This window comes from Streptomyces sp. NPDC044921, from assembly GCF_056432865.1.
In genome coordinates this window covers 17,980-39,614 of the sequence record NZ_JBWKIF010000007.1, presented here as the reverse complement: position 1 = coordinate 39,614, position 21,635 = coordinate 17,980, and the positions used below count along the sequence as shown (strand labels likewise).

Below are 21,635 nucleotides of genomic sequence, written 5' to 3'. Positions count from 1 at the left end.
TGTCAGAACTCCTTCAGCGCGGCGGCGGCCTGTTGGGGCGTGAGGTTTCGGACGTGGGGGAGGATCCGGTCGATGGAGCGCAGGGTGGTCAGGCCGGCGGCGGCCATCAGGGTGGGCAGGTGCATGCGGGCCTCGACGGCGTCGATGAGCCAGGTGGCGCGGGTCCGGCCCATGACCAGGCGCGGTGTGCCGGGCGGTTCCTTGGCGCGGGCGAGGAAGTTGGTGACGGTGTTGGTGCCGCGTGCGTGGCTGCTCGGCCGGAAGAGGTAGCGGGCCTGACCGGGCCTGTCGGCCCACTCCGCGGCCTCTGTCAGGACGTCGGCCCAGGCGGTACGGCACAGCACCACGCGGCCGCGGGCACCGCGGACGGCCACGGCCACGGCTCCGTTGGAGGCTTCCCGGACGTCATGGGTGCGCAGCGGGATGACCTCGGGTGAGTCCAGAGCGCAGCCGAAGCCGAGGGAGAGCAGGGTCAGCAGGCCGTAGCGCAGCTCTTCGGTCGGCTGAGCGCGCGCGGATGCGTACAGCTGGGCCTGCTCGGAACGGCTGTAGGGGCGCGAGGAGTCCGAGCCGGAGTAGGCGGCCGGCTCGCCGGTGACCAGGTCCGGGCCGAGCAGGGCGCGGCGGAGGTTGTTCAGGCGGCAGCGGCGGTTGGAGCGCGAGGCGTCACCCAGGTGCAGGCAGCCGGTGGCCAGGTACCACTCGATCGCCTCTTGGGTCAGCAGGTGCTCGGCCTTGGTCGGGCGCCCGCAGGCGTCGGCATACGCGGCGGCGTGGGCGAGCGCGCCGAGCCAGTCGCGGGCCTGCTTGGGAGTGGCCGGCTTGGCCTGGGCCACGGCGCGGCGGCAGTCGGCCCCGATGCGCTCCCAGACAGGGCTCGGAAGGGCGGGCCGGTACTGCTCGATCGCGTCCACCGTGACTCTCCACCAGGAAAGGACCCCGGGAGGGGTGCTGTTCCAATAGCATGCAGTGGAGGTGGCGGATGCTGTCATGCCTGGAGGTCCGTATGGGCGACACTCTTCGACGTGCCCCAGGGAGACAAGCGACGCCTCAAGCCGTTCGAGTACGTTGTCGAGGGCATCTGGCCGCACGCCGTGCTCGATGACCACCACGGGGCCCGAGTGGCGCAGGCAGTGGCCGCGCGGCTGCGTCGGCTGATGGACGCCAGGGGATGGTCGGTCGCCGAGGCATCCCGGCGCAGCGGGGTGTCACGGATGACGATCGCGCAGGTGCTGGACGGGGCGGTGTGGTGCGACCTGCTGACGATCGCGAACCTGGAGAAGGCGCTGGAAGCGGACCTGTGGCCCGGCCGTGAGCCGGGAAATCCTCCGCAATGAATTCGCATGGGCATTCGGCTTTCCGAAAGAGGGCAGGGGAAATTGGCCGAATGCCGGACACGCCCGGGCGGATCCGGGTAATGTCGGAGACGGCCTGTACAGGGTCATGACCGTCGCCGCGGACCCAGGTGCAACTGGGTCCTTCAAGCGGCGGCGGTCTTTTTACGGCTGTGATGTCTGCAGGGCAGGGAGATGAGTCAGGCGAATCTCCAGTTCATGCGCGGGCGGTAGTAGACGTGCCGGTCGTCCTCTCGGCTGATGCGCTCCAGAGCGCCGCACACGACGAGGGCCCGCAGGCAGTTACGGAGGCTCTTCCTCTCCCGGGGATCCGCGGGAATACCCAGCACCTGGGCCAGATCGCCGCTGCCCCAGGGAAGGTCAGGGCGGGAGGCGATGACGGTCAGGACCTCCTGCTGCTTCTTGCTGCGGATGATCACCTCGGCCGGCCGAGGGGGCTCCGGCTCTGCCGTGACCCGCATGCTGTCCTCGGCTGCCGTCTGCGGCTCCTGGTCGGGGGCCGGCGGGCTGGGTACCACACGCAGTGTGACTTGCGGGCCCGGCTGACCGGGGACGATGCCGTGTTTCTGGGCGTGTGCACGCATCGCCCGCAACCGCGGACCGACCCCCTGCAGGCTCCGCGCCTCCTCGCGCAGAGCGACCATCGCCTCACGCTTTTCATTCACCTCGCGCAGTGCCGTGCTCAGCTGGTCGATGGTCGTGTCGCACTCAGCGATGAGGGTGTCGTACTGACGGACCACGTGCTCCGCTTCGTCCGCGGAGTCACTCGGGTGACTGGCAAACGTCTCCTGGTACGTCATGTGGACCAAGGTAGGGCTAATGCGAGTTGGTTGTCTGTGCTTTGGCTGGCGAGATAGCCAAGTTGACGAAAGTAAGCCTTGCGGCGAGGCTTTTCCTCGGCAACACGTTCGCTGTTCGCTTTCTTGTCTGGCTGATGTGAGGCTGTCGGGTTCCATGTATCTGGCCCGGATTGGCCGATGAAGCCTCGTTGCCCTCACGAAGTTGGCCCGGCGACCACAGATATTCCGGTGAGGCTGATTTCCTCAGCCAGCTGCGGTGGAGGCTTTGTCGCAGCGTGGAAGCTGCAGCCCGGCCAGGAGCGGCGCGGTCAGTTTTTCGGAGCCGTCCTTGATGGCCCGGACAGCCGCGCTACGCAGCAGGAACGCCAGTTGGCCCGCATTGCCTCCCGTGCGCTCGTGAAGAAGATCGGCCAGGCCGGGCAGTGTGCCGTCGGCATGCGCGCGCAGGCGCAGCGCTGCTTCGGCTGCGGAGAGGACCTGCTGCCAGTCTTCGCCGAGTGGCATGGCGGACAGGTGCACAGGCACCAGTCGGCGGTGCGGGGCGTTGGTTGCCCTCGCAGCAAGGTAGTCGGGGTCGCCGATGCCGGCGAAGACGAACGTCGCCGGGAGCCGGTCACATAGATAGTCCACGACATCGGCCACGGTCGACGCGGACCAGCCCGGGCTGTGCAGGTGGTGGGCCTCGTCGATGAGGACGAGCGCAGTACCGGCGTCCGCCATGGCCGTGGCCACGCGGTCTGTCAGCGCGGCGGTGGTGGGCGATCCCCGCAGGGTCACGCCGAGGGACCGGGCCAGCTCGACCAGCAGCAGGCGGGGCGATGTCGCGGGCGGCAGCCGCACGTAGAGCCCCGCCGTAGCCGTCCCAGCCGTCGGCTCGTCGCCCTGCCGGTCGTGTGGTGCGGTGCAACTCCGCCAGGACTCCAGCATGGCGGTGGTCTTGCCGGTGCCGGACGGGCCGTGCAGCAGCAGGCCGTAACGGGCTCCGTCCGCATGCTGGTTGAGGAGCCGCACGTCTTCGATCCGGTCCACGGCAAAGCTGACTTCAGGCACGCTGAGCGGGAGTCGAGCGTGATAGGCCAGGCGCACGTCAGGCGCCTCATGCGCATGGATCTGCTGAACCACGGGCAGACGCGGCATGCCGGTCCGCTCGACGACTCCTCTTGCCGCGGCCGGTCCAGATGCCTGGACGAAGGTGGCAGCGCCCACGGGGCTGCTGGCCATCGCGGGAGCCGCATTGCCGCAGGTGCTGGGCTGCTTCTCGGCGCGGGTAGAGGGAATGGAAGGGCGGGAAGGGGGTCGGATACGGGATGGTGCGGCAGGGACCACGAGCCACTCGTCCTCGTCGGCCCGAAGCCACACCTGCCGTAGGTCGTATGGATCCCAACGAACCTGCAACGGCTGGCGACCGCCGTGCGGCGACACCAGGCGACGCATCGGATGCAGCGCCGGCGCATCGTAGAAGTGCCCGCCCAAACGCACTCCGCCGGGACCGACCACCCTCCAGCAGGAATTGAGGAGATGCAGGAATTCCTCTGGGGGTATGGGAGTTGGGACCCGTCCGGTATGGGCTGTCAGTTCCTCGTACCGTTCCAGCGGTGTCTGCGGGAATCCGGCACGGGTCGGGAGGGGGGTGTGCAGCCAGCAGTCCTCCACCCAGGTGTCCAGTAGTTCCTGCACCCGCTCGATGGGCCAACCCGCCGCACGTGCAGGCTGGCCGGCGGGAGAGAAGAGGTAGGCGGCGAACCGCCCCGCCGCGGTCGCTGTGACGTGCTCGACGCGGCCGCGCTCATGCGTGGGTGCCTGACGCGCGTACTGCACGCGGACGCCGCTGCGCGCGCATGCGGCGCGCAGGGCACCCATACCCGGGGCAGAAGCGTGATCGACGACGAGCGTGCGCGGACGGATCACCGGCGGACTGCTCACCGGAGGGTACGGAGGTGCAGGGCCGGGCGCGGTCGACGGCGGTGTGATCCAGTTGGTCCGTTGGTCGGCGGGGACGCACATCCTGGCCAGCAGCGCCGGTCCGTACACCGTGCGCTCATGGGCGTCGCCGACGACGGCCGTCAGCAGCACACCGCTGGCCTCGTCCAGCGCGAACAGCACGCGCAGCCGCGGCCCTCCGTGGGGCTGATCGCCGAGAGCCGGGACCGGCACGACGTACAGGTGGACGCGCTCACCCACCTGGGTGAGCGTTGTCGTGGCGCTCTGTGGCGGACGGCCGTCGAGCTCCGCGCACAGTCTGCGCAGGGCGGACCGAGACGGCACGGAGACCTCGCCGTCGGCGAGCGGAGCGGCGAGCCGATCCAGCAGTCGCGCCCGCACCCGTTCAGCACTCAGTCGGCCAGGGCGGGGTTGCGAATGGATGATCTCGCGCACGGCGTCGACCACCCGGGGATCGAGTCGGACCCCTGGCGCCTCACGCCGTCCGGCCCGCCCGTCCACCAGCCCGGCCAGCCCCAACGTCTGGTAGCGCTGCCGCTTGCGTCGCACCGTCCGCGCCGACGTGCCGCGCATGCCTGATTCCGTCAGCTCTCGGGCCTTGGCCTCCTCCCGCTCCGCCAGCGAGCGGTGAGCAGGGTCGAACGCGGGACGGGGCTGCGTACCAGGCGGTGCGTCCGGGGTGAGCCCGGTCAGCACCTCGACGACATGCCTCTGCCACCACCGCGCCCGCCCCAGCGCATCACCCGACGGCAGCTCGTCGCTCCCAGCGGGCGCGTCCCCGTCTTGAAGTACCTCCCCATGGCAGCCACGCAGCAGCGCCACCAGATCCATCTGACGGGTGACACCGGAGGAGTCCACCAGGGTCAGCCGTCGGCCCTGCAACTCGCCCACGGTGTAGACCCGTCCGTCCAACCGGACCCGGTCACCTGTGCCGATCCGGTCGGGCCACGCTGCGTCCATCCGTTCCCCGGTCCGTAGACAAGACCGGCCGAGCGGCACCGAGGTGCGCCCCGCACGCTCACACCGTGCCGGGAACACCTCGGCACTGCTCGCGCCGACCTGGTTTCGCCGTCCAGTGGACCAGATGCGACAAGGCCCTGCACCGGCCCTGCGCATCTGGTCCGCTGGACGCCATAACGGTTCCATCCTGCCCGGCGGCACCCGGATGCCACACCTGTGATGCTATTCCAATCACAGGAGGGGAGGGTGTCCTTGTGACCTTTTTGGCCCTTTCCTGCCCGACGGCGGCCGTTTGCTGGGTTCGCCCGGTCGTCATCGAGTCCACTGCTCGCCGCTTTGTGCTGCTGGCCCCCGGGCAACAGACCGCCGGTTGCTGGACGGTGCCGTTGGTACCGGTGCCTGCGGGGCAGTCCTATTCCCGGGCCGTCGTCCAGTGGCTGTGCCGTCGGACGGGGCTGCCCGACCTGCGGATCGCGCCGGTCGTCGGCGTCCTTCCAGCCGACGGTGCCCGGCGCCGCACCCAGTACGTCGTCCTGGTGCGACCGGTCGCTGCGGCTTGGACCGACGATGTGTGCGCACGGCTGGAGGCCGGCGCACGCTGGTGGACCTTGGACGAACTGCACGGCAAGGGCGTTGCCGTGGAGCCGGAAACGCTGCCCCTGCTCTTGGAGGGCTATTGGGACGGGTGGTTGCCCGATGGGGAGGTGTCGCTCGAGTGAGGCCCACCAGGACGTCGCAGTGAAGCAACCGATGTGGCGCTTCAGGAGTGAGACGGCTCTTGCCCGTGGCCGACTTGGCGACGACAGCCGAGATCCCGGTACCGAGCCAGCACCAGGCCCGCCGACGCTGGCCGACGACCGCGCGCGAGGTCGCGGGGAGGGCGAGAGCGGTCGGCGACGTCATCGTCGTCACCGGCAAGACCCGCGCGGTGGAGTCGTTCGCCGCGCCCAGCTGAAGCCCCGTTTCGGGGGCTACTCGTCCGCGCGATAGAGCTTGAGGTCTCTGTTCACGAAGAGGTGCACGAATCCGCACCGTCAGCAGATCAGCCCGGTCGCCGTCTCGTCGACCCACGCCGGTGGTCAACGGCCTGGTCGAGGACCATGCCCACGGTGGATCCGTCGGCTGTCCCTGGCGATTGTGGGACTCTGGCCGGCTCCCACGCCGATCTCCGGAGGGTCACGGTCAGCCGCGCCCCTGCCTCACTGGATGACCTGCTGTCTAGGTGCCTCACTCCGGCACCGGCCATTTACCAGGCTCACGATGCCCACACCAGCACGCTCTACCCACTTCCGGACAATCGCCCAAAGTGATGCTTTGGCCAAGTTGCTCCGTAGCTGAAACATGAACTGCCGCCCAGCCTGCGGTTTACGGAGGTCTGCTCAGTGCGGCAATTCGCGACTCTCATCCGAAACGGCCGGATCTGTCCGCGTGATGATTACCGATTCCAGTATCTGGCAAATATGTTCGATTGCCGCCCCTGTCGACGGCATCCACCCTGATGGGTCGAATATGCCGCTGCCCCCTGCACGCGTCGTCGAGCAGGGGAAACGGCCATGACCATGGGGGACACGTTGGAGATCATGCAGATCGCGGGTGTGGGGGCCGGCGCTCTGGTCGCCGAGATGGCCAGGAGCACATGGGAGTCGATGCGGGCAGGGGTGGCCCGGCTCTTCCGGCGGGGTGGGGAGGAGAGTGCCGCGCAGGAACTGCGGCTCATCGACGCTGCGCGGCAACGGCTCGTCGACAGCTCGGAGAGCGAGCGCGGATCGGTGGAGGACCGGCTTCGGAACGAGCTGATGATCCAGCTGGCGGCGTTTCTGCAGAAGCACCCGGATGCGGCACAGGAACTCCAGGACTTGGTCGACCAGGCCAAGGGGGCGAACGACGGCGGTGGGGCGCGGACGAGCGTGCACCACAACACCGACAGCATGGTCGTCATCTCCGGCGGCGACATCAACGCCTCGGGCGGCTTCCACTACCGCGCTCCGGAGCAGAGCCGGTGAATGAGGACAGTTTTTCCGGGCCCGTACCGCCTCCGCCTCCGCTCGCCGCCCCGCCGATGCCTGGCTTCCAAGTGCAGGTCGACGGCAACCAGAACTCGAAGATCATCGTGGCCGCCGGCTCCATCACGATGAAGGACAAGCCGCAGCTGCCGGTGGTCAACATCCCGCAGGCCGAGCTCGACGTCGTACGACGGGCGTGGGTGGAGCTGGATGTGCGCGACCAGCGCGTGCCGACCGCAGAGAAGGCCGTCGCCCGTCTCACCGGGGACGGGCCTCGCCTGGCAGTCGTCACGGGCCCGCCTGGGTATGGCAAGCGAACCGCCGGAATCAAGGCGTTGTGGGAGGTGGCCCAAGGCCAGTCCCTCAAGCTCCAGGAGATCGTGCCCGACTGGGAGAAGCCCGGCTCCCCGGACGTCGCCGAGCTGCCTGATGAGCCGGGCACGGGCTACCTGCTGGACGTGGCTGCGGAGATCAGCGCCTGGCAGAATCGGGGCGCTTTCGCTCAGCAACTGGTGAGTTACGCGGAAGAGCTGAGGCTCTCGGGCTCGTTCCTCGTTGTGATCGCCGATGAACACGGCTGGCCCGAGGCGGTGGCGGGGGCGGTAGCGGGCGTCGTCGTCCGTGCCACGGCTCGACCGTCCGCGCGTCGCGTGGCCAGGATGCATTTGGAGTACGTGCACCACCAGCCGGGCCGCCTGCACTGGCTGACCGGTGTGCCGTCGGGCACTGGCCTGGCCGGCAAGGCAGCGCAGCAACTGACCGACGGCAGCCGACCCGCGGACGCCGCCGACCTGGCCGCCAAACTCGCCGCTGCGGAAGACTCCCCGAAGGGTCTCGAGAGAGCCCTGAGCGCCTTCCAGGAGTGGCGCACCGACGTGCGGGACGTCTTCTCTGCGACCGAGAACAATCCGGATGACCGCGCCCTGTTGATCTCCTCTGTCTTCCTCAACGGCAAGGATGCGCTGACTGTTCAGGACGGCGCCCGGGAACTGCTGGGTGAATCACCGAAGGCAGACGTCCGCACGATCCTGACCGGACCGGATCTGACCAGCCGGCTGACCGCGATGGGCGCCGAGGTCACCGGGCGGACGGTGTCCCTGGACCACAAGCCCGGATACGCCCGTGCGGTCCTGCTCCACCTGTGGCAGCAGCGTGCCGACATCCACCCGCACCTGCTGAAGTGGCTGGACACCATCACATCCCCGAAGGGGGCGGGTAGCGACCTGGCTGCCATCAGCGACCTCCTGGTCGAACTGGCCGTCGCCGAGAACGACATCCGGGTCGTCCAGAAGGTCCACGCCTGGATCGACAACGGAGCAGACAGCCCCGAGCACCGTGCACTGATCGCCCGCTTCCTGACCGTCGCCGCGGAGTCGGACACACTGGGCGCCGGGGTCCGGGGTCTATTGCTGGACTCTGCGCAGGAGACTTCGAAAGCCGTCGCAACGGTCGTCGCCCTGGTCTGCCGTGGTGAGTTCGCCGAGCACTACCCGCGCCAGGCCCTCGTCCGCCTGCGGCACATTCTCGACCGGCCCGAGCCGGACGAGGCCGTACGGACGGCGCAGGAGGCGCTGCGGGACATAGCCGCACGCGACGGCCAGCTGCCACGCGTATGGAACACGGTCATCAAGTGGGCTACCGAGAAGAAGCACCTGGCGGGACACCGAGCCTTCCTGTCGCTGCTGGATCCAAGCGTGGATCCGTACGTTCTACAGGTCATGCTGGCCGCGGCCGAGCTGAAGCAAGACGTCAGGGAAGCGCTTGTGGCCGGCTGGAAAGCGGCTCTGGCCGACACCCGCGTCGAAGCGGAATGCCGACAGCTGCTGGCCGCTTGGGCCGAGGTGCGGAAGACGGCGGACGTGCCGACCGAGCTCATGACGGAGATCATCAACCAGGTCGTTCTGGATCACCTGGTCGCCACTCCGGTCTCGGCCCTCATCTTCGGCGAGCCCGGGGTCGCCGACGGCGAGGCGGTCATCGAACTGCGCAAGGACCTCCGGCTGCCCCCGGCGTTGTCGTCTCTTGTCTCCGCCCACGAACACGCTTCGGCGGGGTCCTGACCGATGGCCTCCACAAGATGGTCGCGCCGCCGCGAGCGCAGGGCGGTACGGCGTGGTCTGAGCCGCTTCGAAGTCCGCCTGCGCAGTGCCTGCCCCGGAATCGGCTTCAGCGCCCGGATCACGGCCACGGTGCTCACCGAGCCGCCGTACCCAGGCCCGGTGGAGGAGATCGCGGGGGCGGTGCGCAGCACGCTCAGGGCTGCTGCGGGCAAGGTCTCCAAGACGTGCGACCCAGCCGATCTCGCTTCGGCGCGGGACGTCTGCGGCCAGCATCTCGCCCGGCTGCGTCGGCTGCCCACCGACCCTCCCGTCGAGTTCACGGCCGAGCTGACGCTCGATCTGCTGCCCGACGATCGGGCCGCCGTGGCCGCACTGCTGGCCGCTCAACGTCGGCAGGCCGTTACCGATCTCCTCCGCCGGCAGAAGACCGACGCGCTCGCCGTGGAACTGGCCAACCCAGCGGCCCTGTTGGCGCGATGGATCGAGCGAGACAACGCGGACTTGTCCCAACTCCCCACCCTCGCCGACAAGGTGAGCACGGTAGCCGGGGTGTTCGCCCAGCACCGCCCCGAGGACGAACGGACCGTCGAACACGAAGCCGTCGAAGTGCTGCGCGAGTTCCTCTCCAGCTTCCCCGACCACACCCAGAAACAGATGCTGTACACCCTCCTGGCCGCCGGCATGCACAGCGCCCAGCGACCACACCACGCCGCAAAGGCCCAGGCACTGGTCAACGGGCACGTCGTGGTGGATCCGGCGGGTGAGTCGTGAGGAGGGCGGCAGGTCCGACCCGTGCTTGCGGACGTGGTGGTCCGGTGAGCACGTCCGTGTGGCGGTGGCTGCTTACGCCGTGGACGAGTTGGCGCGCTGGGCGGCTGGCGCGGGCCAGCCGGGGCAACCTCTCGTTCGACGCGGCGTGGCGGCGTACGAGGCTCGAAAAGAACCCGGATGACATGCCCTATCAACAGTACGGCCATCTCCCGGCGGACGGTGGGCTCGACGATCCGACTGCGCGCCTCCGGTGAGTCCGGGGGCGCTCACATCTGCTCCGTATCTGCCTGCTCTGGCTCGGAGCCTGCGTCCCGCTCGCTCAGTGCCTGACAAACGTCGTGCAAGAGGCTGTGAATAAAGAGTCCGAGCAGCTGGTCGACCTCAGGCGGCCATGACCAGGCGTAGGGCGTTGGCACTGGGCTGAGTGCGGGCCAGGAAGTTCCTGGCCCCCTCCGGTTGCGCGCAGTTGATGCCCCGAAATCCGCTGGCCGGGATTCACTACGTGCCACTGCCGGAATCCGTCGCAGCCGAGGTACGCAAGGTCGTCAGCACGCTGGGCTGACGGCACCCGGATCAGCCTCTGTCTCTGAGGAGTTCGGCGATTTCGCGGGCCGTGTCGCGGGCCGGGCGGCCGACGCCGATGAGGGTGGCCGAGGCAGGGCCGGTCCAGTCTCCGTAGCCGAGCAGGTGCAGACGTGGTTCGTCCACGGCTCGCGTGCCCGCGGTGGCGATGTGGCCGCGTGGGCCGCGCAGGCCCAGGGGCGCCAGGTGCGAGAGGGCCGGACGGAAGCCGGTGCACCAGATGACCGTGTCCGCCGGAGCCCGCGTGCCGTCGGCCCAGGCGACTCCGTCGCGGTCGAGGCGTGTGAACATCGGCGATGCCTTGAGCAGCCCGGCGTCCCGCGCCTCGCGTACGGGCGGTACGGCCACGATGTTGCCGAGCGAGGCGACGCCTCCGGTGTCGGCACGGCCCTCCTCGAGGGCGCGGCGGCGGGCGGAGGCCGCGTCGAACAGGGCGCGGCCGTCGATGTCGTCGGCGAGGAAGCGGGGTGGGCGCTGGGTCACCCAGGTCAGCTCGGTGTCGTGCGCCAGGTCCGCGGCGATCTGCGCGCCGGAGTTGCCGCCGCCGACCACGACGACGCGCTGTCCGGCGAAGTCGCGCGGATTGCGGTACTCGACGGTGTGCAGCTGCCGTCCTCGGAAGGCCGAGCGCCCGTGCACGGCGGGTAGGAAGGGGCGCCACCAGGTGCCGGTGGCGCTGATGACGGCCTGGGCACGCCAGTCGCCCGAGTCGGTCTCGACGCGCAGGAGTCCGCCGTCCCGGTGGATGCCGGAGACGCGGACCGGCTGCTGCACTGGAAGGCCGTACCGGTGCTCGTAGTCGGTGAGGTAGCCGACCACGTGCCGTGCGTCCGGGTAGGTCTCCCCCGCCTGTACGGGCATGGGCCGCCCGGGCAGCGAGGAGTACGCGGCCGGGGAGAACAGGTGCAGCGAGTCCCAGGCGTGTTGCCAGGCGCCGCCCGGCTGGGCCTGGGCGTCGAGGATGACGAAGTCCAGGCCGAGGCGGCGCAGGTGGTAGCCGGCGGCGAGCCCGGACTGGCCGCCGCCGACGATCACCACCTGCGTGCGCCGGGCGGCCGTCACGAGGTCCGCACCATGCCGATGCGGTCCAGGCAGTGCATCAGCTCTCCTGCGGTGCCGCCGTCAGCTGCCGACCGGCGCTGAACTTCCGCCGCCAGGCCAGCGACACGTACACCAGCGCGACCAGGACCGGCACCTCGATCAGCGGGCCGACGACGCCTGACAGGGCCTGGCCGGAGGTCACGCCGAAGGTGGCGATGGCGACCGCGATGGCCAGCTCGAAGTTGTTACCCGCCGCGGTGAAGGCGAGGGTCGCGGTGCGGTCGTAGGCGAGGCCGATGACCTTGCCGAGAGCGAACGTGCCGAACCACATCACGGCGAAGTACACCAGCAGCGGAAGCGCGATACGGGCGACGTCCAGCGGCTGCGAGGTGATGGTCTTCCCTTGCAGGGCGAAGAGGATGACGATCGTGAAGAGCAGGCCGTACAGGGCCCACGGGCCGATCTTCGGCAGGAAGCTCGACTCGTACTTCTCGCGGCCGAGCTTCTGCTCGCCGACGCGGCGGGTGAGGAAGCCGGCCAGCAGCGGGATGCCGAGGAAGATGACGACGTTCAGGGCGATCTTCCACATGGAGATGTCGAGCTGCTCGCCGTTGCCCAGACCCAGCCAGCCCGGCAGCAGGTCGAGGTAGAACCAGCCCAGCACGCCGAACGCCAGGACCTGGAAGACCGAGTTCAGTGCCACGAGTACGGCGGCGGCTTCGCGGTCGCCGCAGGCGAGGTCGTGCCAGATGATGACCATGGCGATGCAGCGGGCCAGGCCGACGATGATCAGGCCGGTGCGGTACTCGGGCAGGTCCGGCAGGAAGATCCAGGCGAGTGCGAACATGACCGCCGGGCCGACGATCCAGTTGATGACCAGCGACGAGGCCATGAGCCTCTTGTCGCCGGTGACGGCGTCGAGCTTGTCGTAGCGGACCTTGGCCAGCACCGGGTACATCATGATCAGCAGGCCGATGGCGATCGGCAGGGAGATGCCGCCGATCTCGACCTTCGCGAGGGCGTCGTTGAGGCCAGGGATCACACGGCCGAGGCCGAGGCCGATGGCCATGGCGAGCAGGATCCAGACGGCGAGGAAGCGGTCGAGCGTCGACAGCTTCGCGACGACCGATTCTTCGGTGGTCGCGGGTGCTTCAGTGCGGGTCACGGACAGGCCCTCTTGTTGTCGGCGGCATTGCGAGCGGACTCGGCCAGGTCGGCGAACTGGCCGGCGAGCTGGGCGATGACGTCCGGGCGCACCTTGTAGTACGTGTACCGGCCGCACGGCTCCGTCTCGACGACCCCGGCCTCGCGCAGCACTCTCAGGTGGTTGGAGAGGTTGGTCTGACGTGCGCCGGTCTCCTCCACCAGGTGGGTGGTACACAGGGTCTCTCTGGCCAGCAGGGTCACGATCCGGAGCCTGAGCGGGTCGGCCAGAACCCGGATCAGGTCAGTGTCGACTGACGTCATCATGGGCTGATACTCTCACATCAGTGATAGCTGACACCATCGGGTGCTGATGTGAGCTGTGCCCGTTCCTTGCGAGACGAGAGAGACCTCTGATGTCCGACAAGCCCTCCGTGCTCTTCGTCTGTGTCCACAACGCGGGCCGCTCCCAGATGGCCGCCGCGTGGCTGAGCCACCTGGCCGGGGACCGCGTCGAGGTCCGCTCCGCCGGTTCCGCGCCCGGCGACCAGGTCAACCCGGCAGCCGTCGAGGCCATGCGTGAGGTCGGTATCGACATCTCCGCCGAGACCCCCAAGATCCTGACCATCGACGCGGTCAAGGAGTCGGACGTCTGCATCACCATGGGCTGCGGTGACACCTGCCCCGTCTTCCCCGGCAAGAAGTACCTCGACTGGCAGCTGGACGACCCGGCCGGCCAGGGCGTCGAGGCCGTGCGGCCGATCCGCGACGAGATCAAGAAGCTGGTCGAGGGCCTGATCGAGGAGATCGCGCCGGAGAAGCCGGAGACCACCGCGTGAGCGAGATCCGGAACGTCATCGTCATCGGCTCCGGACCCGCCGGATACACCGCCGCCCTCTACACCGCCCGTGCCAACCTCAAGCCGCTCGTCTTCGGTGGCGCCATCTTCGTAGGCGGCTCGCTCACGACGACCACCGAGGTCGAGAACTTCCCCGGCTTTCCCGAGGGCATCGACGGTCCGGACTTGATGCTGAACATGCGGGCGCAGGCCGAGAGGTTCGGCGCCGAGATCGTCGAGGACGATGCCGTCGAAGTCGACCTGAGCGGGGACATCAAGACCGTCACCGACACCGCCGGAACCGTGCACCGGGCGCGGGCCGTGATCGTCGCGACCGGTTCCGGCTACCGCAAGCTCGGCCTGCCGAACGAGGAGGAACTGTCCGGGCGCGGCGTGTCCTGGTGCGCCACCTGCGACGGCTTCTTCTTCCGTGACCGGGACATCGTCGTGGTCGGCGGCGGCGACACCGCGATGGAGGAGGCCACCTTCCTCACCCGCTTCGCTCGCTCGGTCACGGTGGTCCACCGCCGTTCCACCCTGCGCGCCTCCCAGGTCATGCAGAACCGGGCCTTCGCCGACGACAAGATCTCCTTCGCTTTCGACAGCGAGATCGCCGAGATCAAGGAGAAGGACGGCATGCTCGGCGGCGTCGTGCTCCGCGACGTCTTCACCGGCGCTACCCGCGACCTGGACGTCTCCGGCCTGTTCATCGCGATCGGCCACGACCCGCGCACCGAACTGTTCAAAGGCCAGCTGGAGCTGGACGAGGACGGCTACCTCAAGGTGCAGTCCCCGTCCACCCGCACGAACATCCCCGGCGTCTTCGCCGCCGGTGACGTCGTCGACCACACCTACCGCCAGGCCATCACCGCCGCCGGCACCGGATGCGCGGCCGCGCTCGACGCCGAGCGGTACCTCGCAGCCCTCGCCGATGCGGGCACGAGCGAGTCCCACACCGAGGACGAGCCGCTCGCGGCCGCCGTCTGACGCCCCACCCGCAGGAGAGAAGCACCCCATGGCTCTCAAGAACGTCACCGAGGACTCCTTCGAGCAGGACGTCCTCAAGAGCGACAAGCCCGTCCTGGTCGACTTCTGGGCCGCCTGGTGCGGCCCGTGCCGCCAGCTGGCGCCTTCCCTGGAGGCGATCGCCGCCGAGCACGGCGACAAGATCGAGATCGTCAAGCTCAACATCGACGAGAACCCGGCCATCGCCGCCCAGTACGGCGTGATGTCCATCCCGACGATGAACGTCTACAAGAGCGGTGAGGTAGTGCAGACCATCGTCGGCGCCAAGCCGAAGGCCGCCTTGGAACGCGAGCTGGCCGACCACCTCGTCTGACGCGTGGCTACCTGTGCGATTCCCGCGCAGTACTGATCATCAGAGGCTGGTAACCAGGCGCCGGGGCACTCAGCCAGGAGTCGGTAGCTCGATCCGGCCCGGGCGTCAGGCCGCATCCGCAGTCGTCAGGAGCTTGCCCATCGCCGCAAGGACGGACGGCTCGACCCGGTAGTACACCCACGTGCCGCGCCGCTCCGAAGTGAGCAGCCCGGCCTCCTTGAGCTTCTTCAGGTGGTGGGAGACCGTCGGCTGGGAGACGCCGACATCGGAGATGTCGCACACGCACGCCTCGCCGCCCTCGTGCGAGGCCACCGCCGAGAACAGCCGCAGACGCACCGGATCGCCGAGCGCCTTGAACATCCGCGCGGCGGTCTCGGCCTCCTGCGCGGTCATGGGGCGCTCGGTGAGCGGCGGGCAGCACGGCACCACAACCTGGCCGGCGTCAGGCTCCAGCAGCGGCAACACCCTCGCGTTTGACATACGTCTATGTTGACATATGTCGAACCAAGTGAGGGAGGGTGGCAAGCGACATCACGTGCTGGACAGGTGGGCGGCCAGTCTCCGAGCGGCGCGGGCTGCGTCGCGGCCCACACCGCGCAGGGAGTTGGAGGACAGGCTTCGCTGCCATTCCAGGCCGGTGAACGCCAGGCCCGGGCGCACGGAGGACGCGCCGTCGCGGTGCAGCGGATGACCCGTACCGTCGAGGGCGCCGAGCGGTGCAAGGTAGGGCAGGTCCGGGCGGTAGCCGGTGGCGAGCAGGATCGTGTCCACCGCCTCGGCGCTCCCGTCGGCCCAGGTCACTTTGCTGCCCTCGGCGTCGGTGAACAGCTCCCGCCGGTCCGGCGCTCCGTCCGCGACCGCGGCCCGGTAGTGGCCGTCGTCGATGACCAACTGGGTCGGCGGAGTCCGCACCAGGCGGCCGAGCGGGGCGGTGTCGAGGCCGATTCGCTTCAGCCAGAAGTGCAGGTCGCGGCCGAGAATGCGCTGACGCGCGAACTTCACCGGGTGACGGCTGGCGAGCGTCACCTGTGCCACGGCGGCGAGTTCGGCGGCGATCTGCACCGCGGAGTTCCCGGCGCCCACCACGACCACTCGCTGACCGGCGAAGGGCTCGGGGCGTCGGTAGTCGGCGGCGTGCAGCACCGCACCCGTGAACCGCTCCAGGCCAGGCAACCCCGGACGATGCGGGCGGCCGAAGGTGCCGGATGCGGCGACCACCGCCCGGGCCGCCAGGCGCCCGCCGCCCTCCAACTCCACGACGAACCCCGGGCCGTCTGCCCGCACGGCGGTGACGCGGCTGCGGGTGCGGACGTCGGCGTCCAGGCGGGCGGCGTAGGCGGTCAGGTAGGCGATGACCTCGTCCCGGTGCGGGTAGCGGTCCGGATCGCCGCCGGGGAACGGCATGCCCGGCAGTGAGCTGTACCGGGCGGGTGAGAACAGGGTGAGGCTGTCGTAGTAGCGCGGCCACGACCCGGCGGCCCGTTCGGACGCCTCCAGGACCACCGGCTGAAGTCTCTCCCGCAGCAGGGCCTGCGCCGCGGCCAGCCCGGACTGACCGCCGCCGATCACCGCTACATCGATGTGCTCCATGAACCATCCTCGCCTGATTCGGTGAATGTCTATGTTGACGCTCATCGAATCAGGTGCCATGCTGGCTGCGCAAGCCATTGACAGATGTCGAAACATGCAGGGAGTCGCCGTGAACGCGCCCGCCACCGCCGAGCTGCCCGTCGTTGTGATCGGAGCCGGACCGACCGGGCTGGCCGCTGCCGCCCACCTCGTCGACCACGGCATCGAGCCCCTGATCCTGGAAGCCGGTCCGGCCGCCGGAGCGGCAGTGCGCGAGTGGGCGCACGTGCGGCTGTTCTCCACCTGGGGCGAGGTCACCGACCCTGCCGCGGAGAAGCTGCTCGCCCCCACCGGCTGGGTCAAGCCGGACCCCGCCACCTACCCCTCGGGCGGTGACTGGGCCAAGCAGTACCTTCAGCCACTCGCCGACGTCCTGGGCGAGCGAGTCCGCTTCGGCGCCACCGTCACCGGCGTCTCCCGAGCCGGCCGTGACCGGATCGTCGACGCCGACCGGGAAACCCAGCCCTTCGTCGTGCACCTCAGGAACGCGGACGGCACGGAAGAGCGCGTCTTCGCCCGCGCGGTGATCGACGCCTCCGGCACCTGGACCACACCGAGCCCGGCCGGCGGCAGCGGCCTCCCGGCGCTGGGCGAGAAGGCCGCCGCCGACCACGTCACCTACCGTGTCCCCGACCTCAAGGACCCGGCCGTACAGGCCCGTTACGCCGGGAAGCGCACGGCGGTCATCGGCTCGGGCGCCTCCGCCTTCACCGCCCTGGCCTACCTCTCCGACCTCGCCAAGTCCGACGACGGCACCGGGACGCGGGCGGTGTGGATCCTGCGCCGCGGGATCTCGGGCTCCACCTTCGGCGGCGGCACCGCCGACCAGCTTCCCGCCCGAGGCGCCCTGGGCCTCGCGGCGAAGGCCGCCGTCGACGAGGGCTACGCCGATGCCGTCACCGGGTTCCGCACCGAGGCGATCGAGCGCGACGGTGACGGCCGACTCGTGCTGGTGGGCGAGGACGGCCGACGCCTCGATGCCGTGGACGAGGTGATCGTGCTGACCGGCTTCCGTCCCGACCTGTCGTTCCTGTCCGAGGTCCGCCTCAACCTGGACGAGCGCCTCCAGGCGCCGGTCGAGCTCGCACCGCTGATCGACCCCAACCAGCACTCCTGCGGCACCGTGTACCCCCACGGCCACCGCGAGCTGTCCCACCCCGAACAGGGCATCTACCTCGTCGGCATGAAGTCCTACGGCCGCGCGCCGACGTTCCTGGCCATGACCGGCTACGAGCAGGTCCGCTCCGTGGCCGCCGCCATCGCCGGCGACCTGGAGGCCGCCGACCGTGTCGAGCTCACCCTGCCCGAAACCGGGGTCTGCGGCGGCGCCGGACTCTTCGACCAGCCCGACGCCGATGCCGACGCCGGAGGCTGCTGTGCCCCCGCGCCCGCTCTGGTCCAGATCGGCAGCGCCCCGGCGACCGAGCCGACCGCACCCACCGAGCAGGCGTCGGGCGGCGGATGCTGCGGCTCATGACCGACGTCGCCACCAGCGGGGCCGCGACCGGAACAGGGGACCGGTCGCGGCCCCGCGCCGCCCTGCCCGCGCTCTGCGCCACGCAGATCACCAGCTGGGGCATCGTCTACTACGCCTTCCCCGTCCTGAACCCGCAGATCACCGCTGACACCGGCTGGTCCACAGGCGCGACCACGGCCGCCTTCTCCGCGGCACTGCTGGTCTCCGCACTGGCCGGAATCCGCGTGGGGCGCCTGCTCGACCACCGCGGGCCGCGCGCCGTCATGACGACCGGCTCGGTCCTCGGCGTGCTCAGCCTCGTGATCGTGGCAGCAGCCCCCAACATCGTCGTGTTCGTGGCCGGATGGCTGTGCGCCGGACTCGCCATGGCGTCCACCTTCTACCAGCCCGCCTTCGCGGCCCTCACCCGCTGGTGGGCGCCCGACCACATCCGCGCCCTGACCATCGTGACGCTCGCCGGCGGTCTCGCCTCCACGGTCTTCGCCCCCGTGACCGCCGTACTCGCCGACCACACGTCCTGGCGCACGACCTACCTGGTGCTCGCCGCAGTCCTGGCCGTGATCACGATCCCGGCGCATGCCCTCGCCCTGAAGGCTCCCTGGCCTGACGCGCCCCACTCACCCGTAATGGCGGAACAGGCCGCTGAGCGGGCGGAGCGAACGCGCCCGTTCTGGATGCTGGCAGCAGCGCTGACCTTCTCGTCATTCGCGATGTACGCCGTCGTCATCGCTCTGGTCCCGTTGCTTCTCGAACGCGGATACACCACCACCCAGGCGGCCTGGGCCCTCGGCCTCGGCGGTGCCGGACAGACCCTGGGCCGCATCCTGTATGCCGCACTCGCCCGTCACACCCGACCGACCGCCCGCACCACCGCCCTGATCGCGCTCGGCGGTGCCACCACAGCGGCCCTCGCGCTCGTCCCCGGCCCATACGCCCTGCTGGTCGGCCTGTCGATCGCAGCTGGCGCGGTCCGAGGCAACCTCACTCTTCTCCAGGCCACGGCGGTGACCGACCGGTGGGGCCACCCATTACGGCCGGCTGTCAGGACTCCTCACCGCTCCCGCCTCGATGGCCGCGGCACTGGCACCGTTCGCCGGAGCCGTGCTCGTCCTGCCCTTGGGCGGCTACTCCCAGATGTTCGGCGTGCTGGCCGTCCTCTCCCTCCTGGCGGCCCTCATCGCCCTGCGTACGACCGTGCGGTCCGGTGACGGCAGCCCTCATGTCTGATCCGGGAAAACTCGTGACCGGTAGTTGCCCCGGGCCCGGCCCAGGCACAGAGAGGCCGCCCTTCCCCTTGCTACGTCCGTAGCAAGGGGAAGGGCGGCCTCTGCAGTCTCAGTGGCTGCCGGTCAGCTGGCCGGCGAGGCGCTCGTGCATGTCGGCGCTGGACTTGTTCAGGCCGATGATGGTCACCTTCTTGCCCCGCTGGGCGTACTTCGTCTCGACGGCGTCCAAGGCTGCGACGGAGGAGGCGTCCCAGATGTGGGCGGCGGAGAGGTCTATGACGACGTCGTCCGGGTCGTCCTTGTAGTTGAACTGGTAGACGAGGTCGTTGGAGGAGGCGAAGAACAGCTCGCCGGTGACGGCGTAGACGACCTGGTTGCCGTCGGGGTCGACCACACCGGAGACGTTGACCAGGTGCGCGACGCGCTTGGCGAAGACGACCATCGCGGTGATGCAGCCGACCACGACGCCGATGGCCAGGTTGTGGGTGGCGACCACGCACGCGACGGTGACGACCATGACGGTCATCTCGCCGAGCGGCATCCGCTTGATGGTCTTCGGGGCGATGGAGTGCCAGTCGAAGGTCGCGAACGACACCATGATCATGACGGCGACCAGGGCGGCCATGGGAATGTCGGAGACGACCGGGCCGAAGACGATGCACAGCACCATCAGGAAGGAGCCCGCCAGGAAGGTCGACAGGCGGGTGCGCGCGCCGGACACCTTCACGTTGATCATCGTCTGGCCGATCATGGCGCAGCCGCCCATGCCGCCGAAGAAGCCGGTGATGATGTTGGCGACGCCCTGGCCGATCGACTCACGCGTCTTGCCCGAGTGGGTGTCGGTGATGTCGTCGACGAGCTTGGCCGTCATCAGCGACTCCATGAGACCGACCAGCGCCATCGCGAAGGCGTAGGGGGCGATGGTGGTCAGCGTGTCCATCGTGAAGGGCACGTCGGGCAGGCCCGGCACGGGCAGCGAGGAGGGCAGCTCACCCTTGTCGCCGACGGTCGGCACCGCGATCGCGGCCGCCACGGTGATCACGGTCAGGACGACGATGGAGACCAGCGGGGCCGGGATCACCTTGGTGACCTTCGGGAAGAACACCATCAGGGCGAGACCGCCGATGACGAGCGGATACACGGCCCACGGCACGTCGTGCAGCTCCGGCACCTGCGCCATGAAAATCAGGATGGCGAGGGCGTTGACGAAGCCGACCATGACGCTGCGCGGCACGAACCGCATGAGCTTGGCCACACCCAGCGCGCCCAAAATCACCTGGAAGACGCCGGCGAGGATGACGGCCGCGATCAGATAGCCGAGACCGTGCTCGTGATTGAGCGGGGCGATGACCAGGGCGATCGCGCCGGTCGCGGCGGAGATCATGGCCTTGCGGCCGCCCACGACCGAGATGACGACGGCCATGGTGAAGGAGGCGAACAGGCCGACCGCCGGGTCGACCCCGGCGATGATGGAGAAGGAGATCGCCTCGGGGATCAGGGCCAGGGCGACGACCAAGCCGGCCAGCACCTCGGTACGGAAGACCTTCGGGGAGTCGAGCCAGTCGGGCTTGGCCAGGCGGAACTTCGGGGCTGCGGACAGCGGTGAGGACATGCAACCGTTTCTGTTCAGGCGGATGCGCCAGCAGAGGGCGGACGCGTCCACGTCGTACACGACTCCGCGCACGAAAAATGAGGCGGAATCCTCGGCGGCCCGGCCACTTCAACGGGGCCCAGCCGATCTGCAAGGCAGCCGTCCGGCTGCCGGTCGGGCATCATGGCCCGGAAGTCTCGGATGCCATCGGGGCCCGGTCAGGCCCACGCTATGGCGTTCACTCCTGCCGTCACTCTCGACGGCGGCCGTGAACACGTAGAGACTCTACCCTGACGTGAGGGCAGAGTGCGACTTGCGGCTTGTGAAACACAGGTAAATACCCGCCGAGATCCCGTGATTCATCTCACGTAAGGTGGGTTGCTTTGCGGATTCGAAAATCGAAGTAAACAACGAAGGGGATCATCGGGCGATGACGGATCAGCGGCAGATGCAGATCGGTGAGGTGGCCGAGCGGACCGGTTTGTCTCTGCGCACCATCCGGCACTACGAGGAAGTGGGCCTGGTGATCCCCTCGGCCCGCAGCAAGGGTGGCTTCCGGCTGTACACGGAGTCCGACGTCGAGCGCCTGATGGTGATCCGCCGGATGAAGCCGCTGGACTTCTCCCTGGAGGAGATGCGCGACCTGCTGGACATCACCGACCGCCTCGCCGCCACCGACGACCCGCCCGCCGGCGAGGAGCGCGAGCGGCTGCGGGAGCGGCTGGACTCCTACCGCAAGGTGGCCGACGCCCGCTGCGAGACCCTGCGGGCCCGTCTGGAGATGGCCGAGGACTTCGCCACCACACTCCGCCGACGCCTGCAGGCCGATGCCCGCGCGGGCACCTGAGCCGCGTCGGCGGTCGCAGTACCCAGACGGGG

General features: G+C 69.4%; 20 protein-coding genes and 1 pseudogene. 12 read left to right on the top strand and 9 right to left on the bottom strand.

What is annotated here, in order from left to right:
- Positions 1–2 precede the first annotated feature (2 nt).
- Complete coding sequence (locus AC07DA_RS12905; RefSeq protein WP_479127393.1) at positions 3–914, bottom strand: hypothetical protein; 912 nt, start codon at positions 912–914, stop codon at positions 3–5.
- 111 nt (positions 915–1,025) lie between these two features.
- Here AC07DA_RS12905 and AC07DA_RS12900 point away from each other — a divergent pair, with 111 nt between their 5' ends.
- On the top strand, positions 1,026–1,337 hold the full coding sequence (locus AC07DA_RS12900; RefSeq protein WP_479127391.1) for a helix-turn-helix domain-containing protein: 312 nt from the start codon (positions 1,026–1,028) through the stop codon (positions 1,335–1,337).
- 197 nt (positions 1,338–1,534) lie between these two features.
- Here the strand turns inward: AC07DA_RS12900 and AC07DA_RS12895 are convergent, their stop codons facing one another.
- Together AC07DA_RS12895 and AC07DA_RS12890 are read right to left on the bottom strand one after the other, a co-directional pair.
- Complete coding sequence (locus tag AC07DA_RS12895) at positions 1,535–2,155, bottom strand: hypothetical protein (protein WP_479127389.1); 621 nt, start codon at positions 2,153–2,155, stop codon at positions 1,535–1,537.
- 243 nt (positions 2,156–2,398) lie between these two features.
- Positions 2,399–5,056, bottom strand: a complete 2,658-nt coding sequence (locus AC07DA_RS12890; RefSeq protein WP_479127387.1) for an AAA family ATPase — start codon at positions 5,054–5,056, stop codon at positions 2,399–2,401.
- A 254-nt stretch (positions 5,057–5,310) separates the two neighbouring features.
- Here AC07DA_RS12890 and AC07DA_RS12885 point away from each other — a divergent pair, with 254 nt between their 5' ends.
- From AC07DA_RS12885 to AC07DA_RS12865, 5 genes are all read left to right on the top strand, one after another.
- Positions 5,311–5,775: a hypothetical protein gene (locus AC07DA_RS12885; RefSeq protein WP_102912304.1), complete on the top strand. Its 465-nt coding sequence runs from the start codon at positions 5,311–5,313 to the stop codon at positions 5,773–5,775.
- 74 nt (positions 5,776–5,849) lie between these two features.
- A complete protein-coding gene (locus AC07DA_RS12880) occupies positions 5,850–6,011 on the top strand; it encodes a hypothetical protein (protein WP_479127384.1) in 162 nt (53 codons plus the stop codon).
- 598 nt (positions 6,012–6,609) lie between these two features.
- Positions 6,610–7,059, top strand: coding sequence for a hypothetical protein (locus tag AC07DA_RS12875; protein WP_479127382.1), 450 nt, complete (start codon positions 6,610–6,612; stop codon positions 7,057–7,059).
- Entirely contained in the window at positions 7,056–9,119 is a 2,064-nt protein-coding gene (locus tag AC07DA_RS12870) for a hypothetical protein (RefSeq protein WP_479127380.1), read from the top strand. Before AC07DA_RS12875 ends, AC07DA_RS12870 begins: the two co-directional genes overlap by 4 nt.
- 159 nt (positions 9,120–9,278) lie before the next feature.
- The gene (locus AC07DA_RS12865; RefSeq protein ID WP_365962789.1) at positions 9,279–9,890 is read left to right on the top strand and encodes a hypothetical protein; all 612 of its coding nucleotides are present in this window, start codon (positions 9,279–9,281) and stop codon (positions 9,888–9,890) included.
- Positions 9,891–10,463: 573 nt separating this feature from the next.
- Here AC07DA_RS12865 and AC07DA_RS12860 read toward each other — a convergent pair.
- Genes AC07DA_RS12860 through AC07DA_RS12850 form a run of 3 tightly spaced genes read right to left on the bottom strand, consistent with a single transcriptional unit; the run spans position 10,464 to position 12,983 of the window.
- Entirely contained in the window at positions 10,464–11,534 is a 1,071-nt protein-coding gene (locus tag AC07DA_RS12860) for an ArsO family NAD(P)H-dependent flavin-containing monooxygenase (protein WP_479127378.1), read from the bottom strand.
- A gap of 37 nt (positions 11,535–11,571) precedes the next feature.
- On the bottom strand, positions 11,572–12,678 hold the full coding sequence (arsB, locus tag AC07DA_RS12855) for an ACR3 family arsenite efflux transporter (protein ID WP_479127376.1): 1,107 nt from the start codon (positions 12,676–12,678) through the stop codon (positions 11,572–11,574).
- Complete coding sequence (locus AC07DA_RS12850) at positions 12,675–12,983, bottom strand: ArsR/SmtB family transcription factor (protein ID WP_365962786.1); 309 nt, start codon at positions 12,981–12,983, stop codon at positions 12,675–12,677. Before AC07DA_RS12850 ends, arsB begins: the two co-directional genes overlap by 4 nt.
- An 89-nt stretch (positions 12,984–13,072) precedes the next feature.
- Here AC07DA_RS12850 and AC07DA_RS12845 point away from each other — a divergent pair, with 89 nt between their 5' ends.
- Genes AC07DA_RS12845 through trxA form a run of 3 tightly spaced genes read left to right on the top strand, consistent with a single transcriptional unit; the run spans position 13,073 to position 14,833 of the window.
- Positions 13,073–13,495, top strand: coding sequence for an arsenate reductase ArsC (locus AC07DA_RS12845; protein WP_328336361.1), 423 nt, complete (start codon positions 13,073–13,075; stop codon positions 13,493–13,495).
- Complete coding sequence (gene trxB, locus AC07DA_RS12840) at positions 13,492–14,481, top strand: thioredoxin-disulfide reductase (RefSeq protein ID WP_479127372.1); 990 nt, start codon at positions 13,492–13,494, stop codon at positions 14,479–14,481. Before AC07DA_RS12845 ends, trxB begins: the two co-directional genes overlap by 4 nt.
- Positions 14,482–14,509: 28 nt before the next feature.
- Complete coding sequence (trxA, locus tag AC07DA_RS12835; protein ID WP_102910769.1) at positions 14,510–14,833, top strand: thioredoxin; 324 nt, start codon at positions 14,510–14,512, stop codon at positions 14,831–14,833.
- Positions 14,834–14,938: 105 nt separating this feature from the next.
- Here the strand turns inward: trxA and AC07DA_RS12830 are convergent, their stop codons facing one another.
- Complete coding sequence (locus AC07DA_RS12830) at positions 14,939–15,313, bottom strand: ArsR/SmtB family transcription factor (protein ID WP_102910770.1); 375 nt, start codon at positions 15,311–15,313, stop codon at positions 14,939–14,941.
- A gap of 51 nt (positions 15,314–15,364) precedes the next feature.
- Positions 15,365–16,423, bottom strand: coding sequence for a flavin-containing monooxygenase (locus tag AC07DA_RS12825; protein WP_479127369.1), 1,059 nt, complete (start codon positions 16,421–16,423; stop codon positions 15,365–15,367).
- 109 nt (positions 16,424–16,532) lie between these two features.
- Here AC07DA_RS12825 and AC07DA_RS12820 point away from each other — a divergent pair, with 109 nt between their 5' ends.
- Positions 16,533–17,939, top strand: a complete 1,407-nt coding sequence (locus tag AC07DA_RS12820) for an NAD(P)-binding domain-containing protein (protein WP_479127367.1) — start codon at positions 16,533–16,535, stop codon at positions 17,937–17,939.
- A pseudogene (locus AC07DA_RS12815) lies at positions 17,936–19,166 on the top strand (MFS transporter). The gene AC07DA_RS12820 and the pseudogene AC07DA_RS12815 overlap by 4 nt, the downstream one beginning before the upstream one ends.
- 108 nt (positions 19,167–19,274) lie before the next feature.
- Here the strand turns inward: AC07DA_RS12815 and AC07DA_RS12810 are convergent.
- The gene (locus AC07DA_RS12810) at positions 19,275–20,777 is read right to left on the bottom strand and encodes a SulP family inorganic anion transporter (RefSeq protein ID WP_102910777.1); all 1,503 of its coding nucleotides are present in this window, start codon (positions 20,775–20,777) and stop codon (positions 19,275–19,277) included.
- A 409-nt stretch (positions 20,778–21,186) separates the two neighbouring features.
- Here AC07DA_RS12810 and AC07DA_RS12805 point away from each other — a divergent pair, with 409 nt between their 5' ends.
- The gene (locus tag AC07DA_RS12805) at positions 21,187–21,603 is read left to right on the top strand and encodes a MerR family transcriptional regulator (RefSeq protein WP_102910773.1); all 417 of its coding nucleotides are present in this window, start codon (positions 21,187–21,189) and stop codon (positions 21,601–21,603) included.
- Positions 21,604–21,635 lie beyond the last annotated feature (32 nt).

Excerpts from the sequence above, each read along its gene's own strand:
- AC07DA_RS12890 (WP_479127387.1), bottom strand. The coding sequence starts at position 5,056 with ATGGACGCAGCGTGGCCCGACCGGATCGGCACAGGTGACCGGGTCCGG.
- AC07DA_RS12875 (WP_479127382.1), top strand. The coding sequence starts at position 6,610 with ATGACCATGGGGGACACGTTGGAGATCATGCAGATCGCGGGTGTGGGG.
- trxA (WP_102910769.1), top strand. The coding sequence starts at position 14,510 with ATGGCTCTCAAGAACGTCACCGAGGACTCCTTCGAGCAGGACGTCCTC.
- AC07DA_RS12830 (WP_102910770.1), bottom strand. The coding sequence starts at position 15,313 with ATGTCAAACGCGAGGGTGTTGCCGCTGCTGGAGCCTGACGCCGGCCAG.
- AC07DA_RS12805 (WP_102910773.1), top strand. The coding sequence starts at position 21,187 with ATGACGGATCAGCGGCAGATGCAGATCGGTGAGGTGGCCGAGCGGACC.
- AC07DA_RS12845 (WP_328336361.1), top strand. The coding sequence starts at position 13,073 with ATGTCCGACAAGCCCTCCGTGCTCTTCGTCTGTGTCCACAACGCGGGC.
- AC07DA_RS12825 (WP_479127369.1), bottom strand. The coding sequence starts at position 16,423 with ATGGAGCACATCGATGTAGCGGTGATCGGCGGCGGTCAGTCCGGGCTG.
- AC07DA_RS12850 (WP_365962786.1), bottom strand. The coding sequence starts at position 12,983 with ATGATGACGTCAGTCGACACTGACCTGATCCGGGTTCTGGCCGACCCG.
- AC07DA_RS12895 (WP_479127389.1), bottom strand. The coding sequence starts at position 2,155 with ATGACGTACCAGGAGACGTTTGCCAGTCACCCGAGTGACTCCGCGGAC.
- AC07DA_RS12810 (WP_102910777.1), bottom strand. The coding sequence starts at position 20,777 with ATGTCCTCACCGCTGTCCGCAGCCCCGAAGTTCCGCCTGGCCAAGCCC.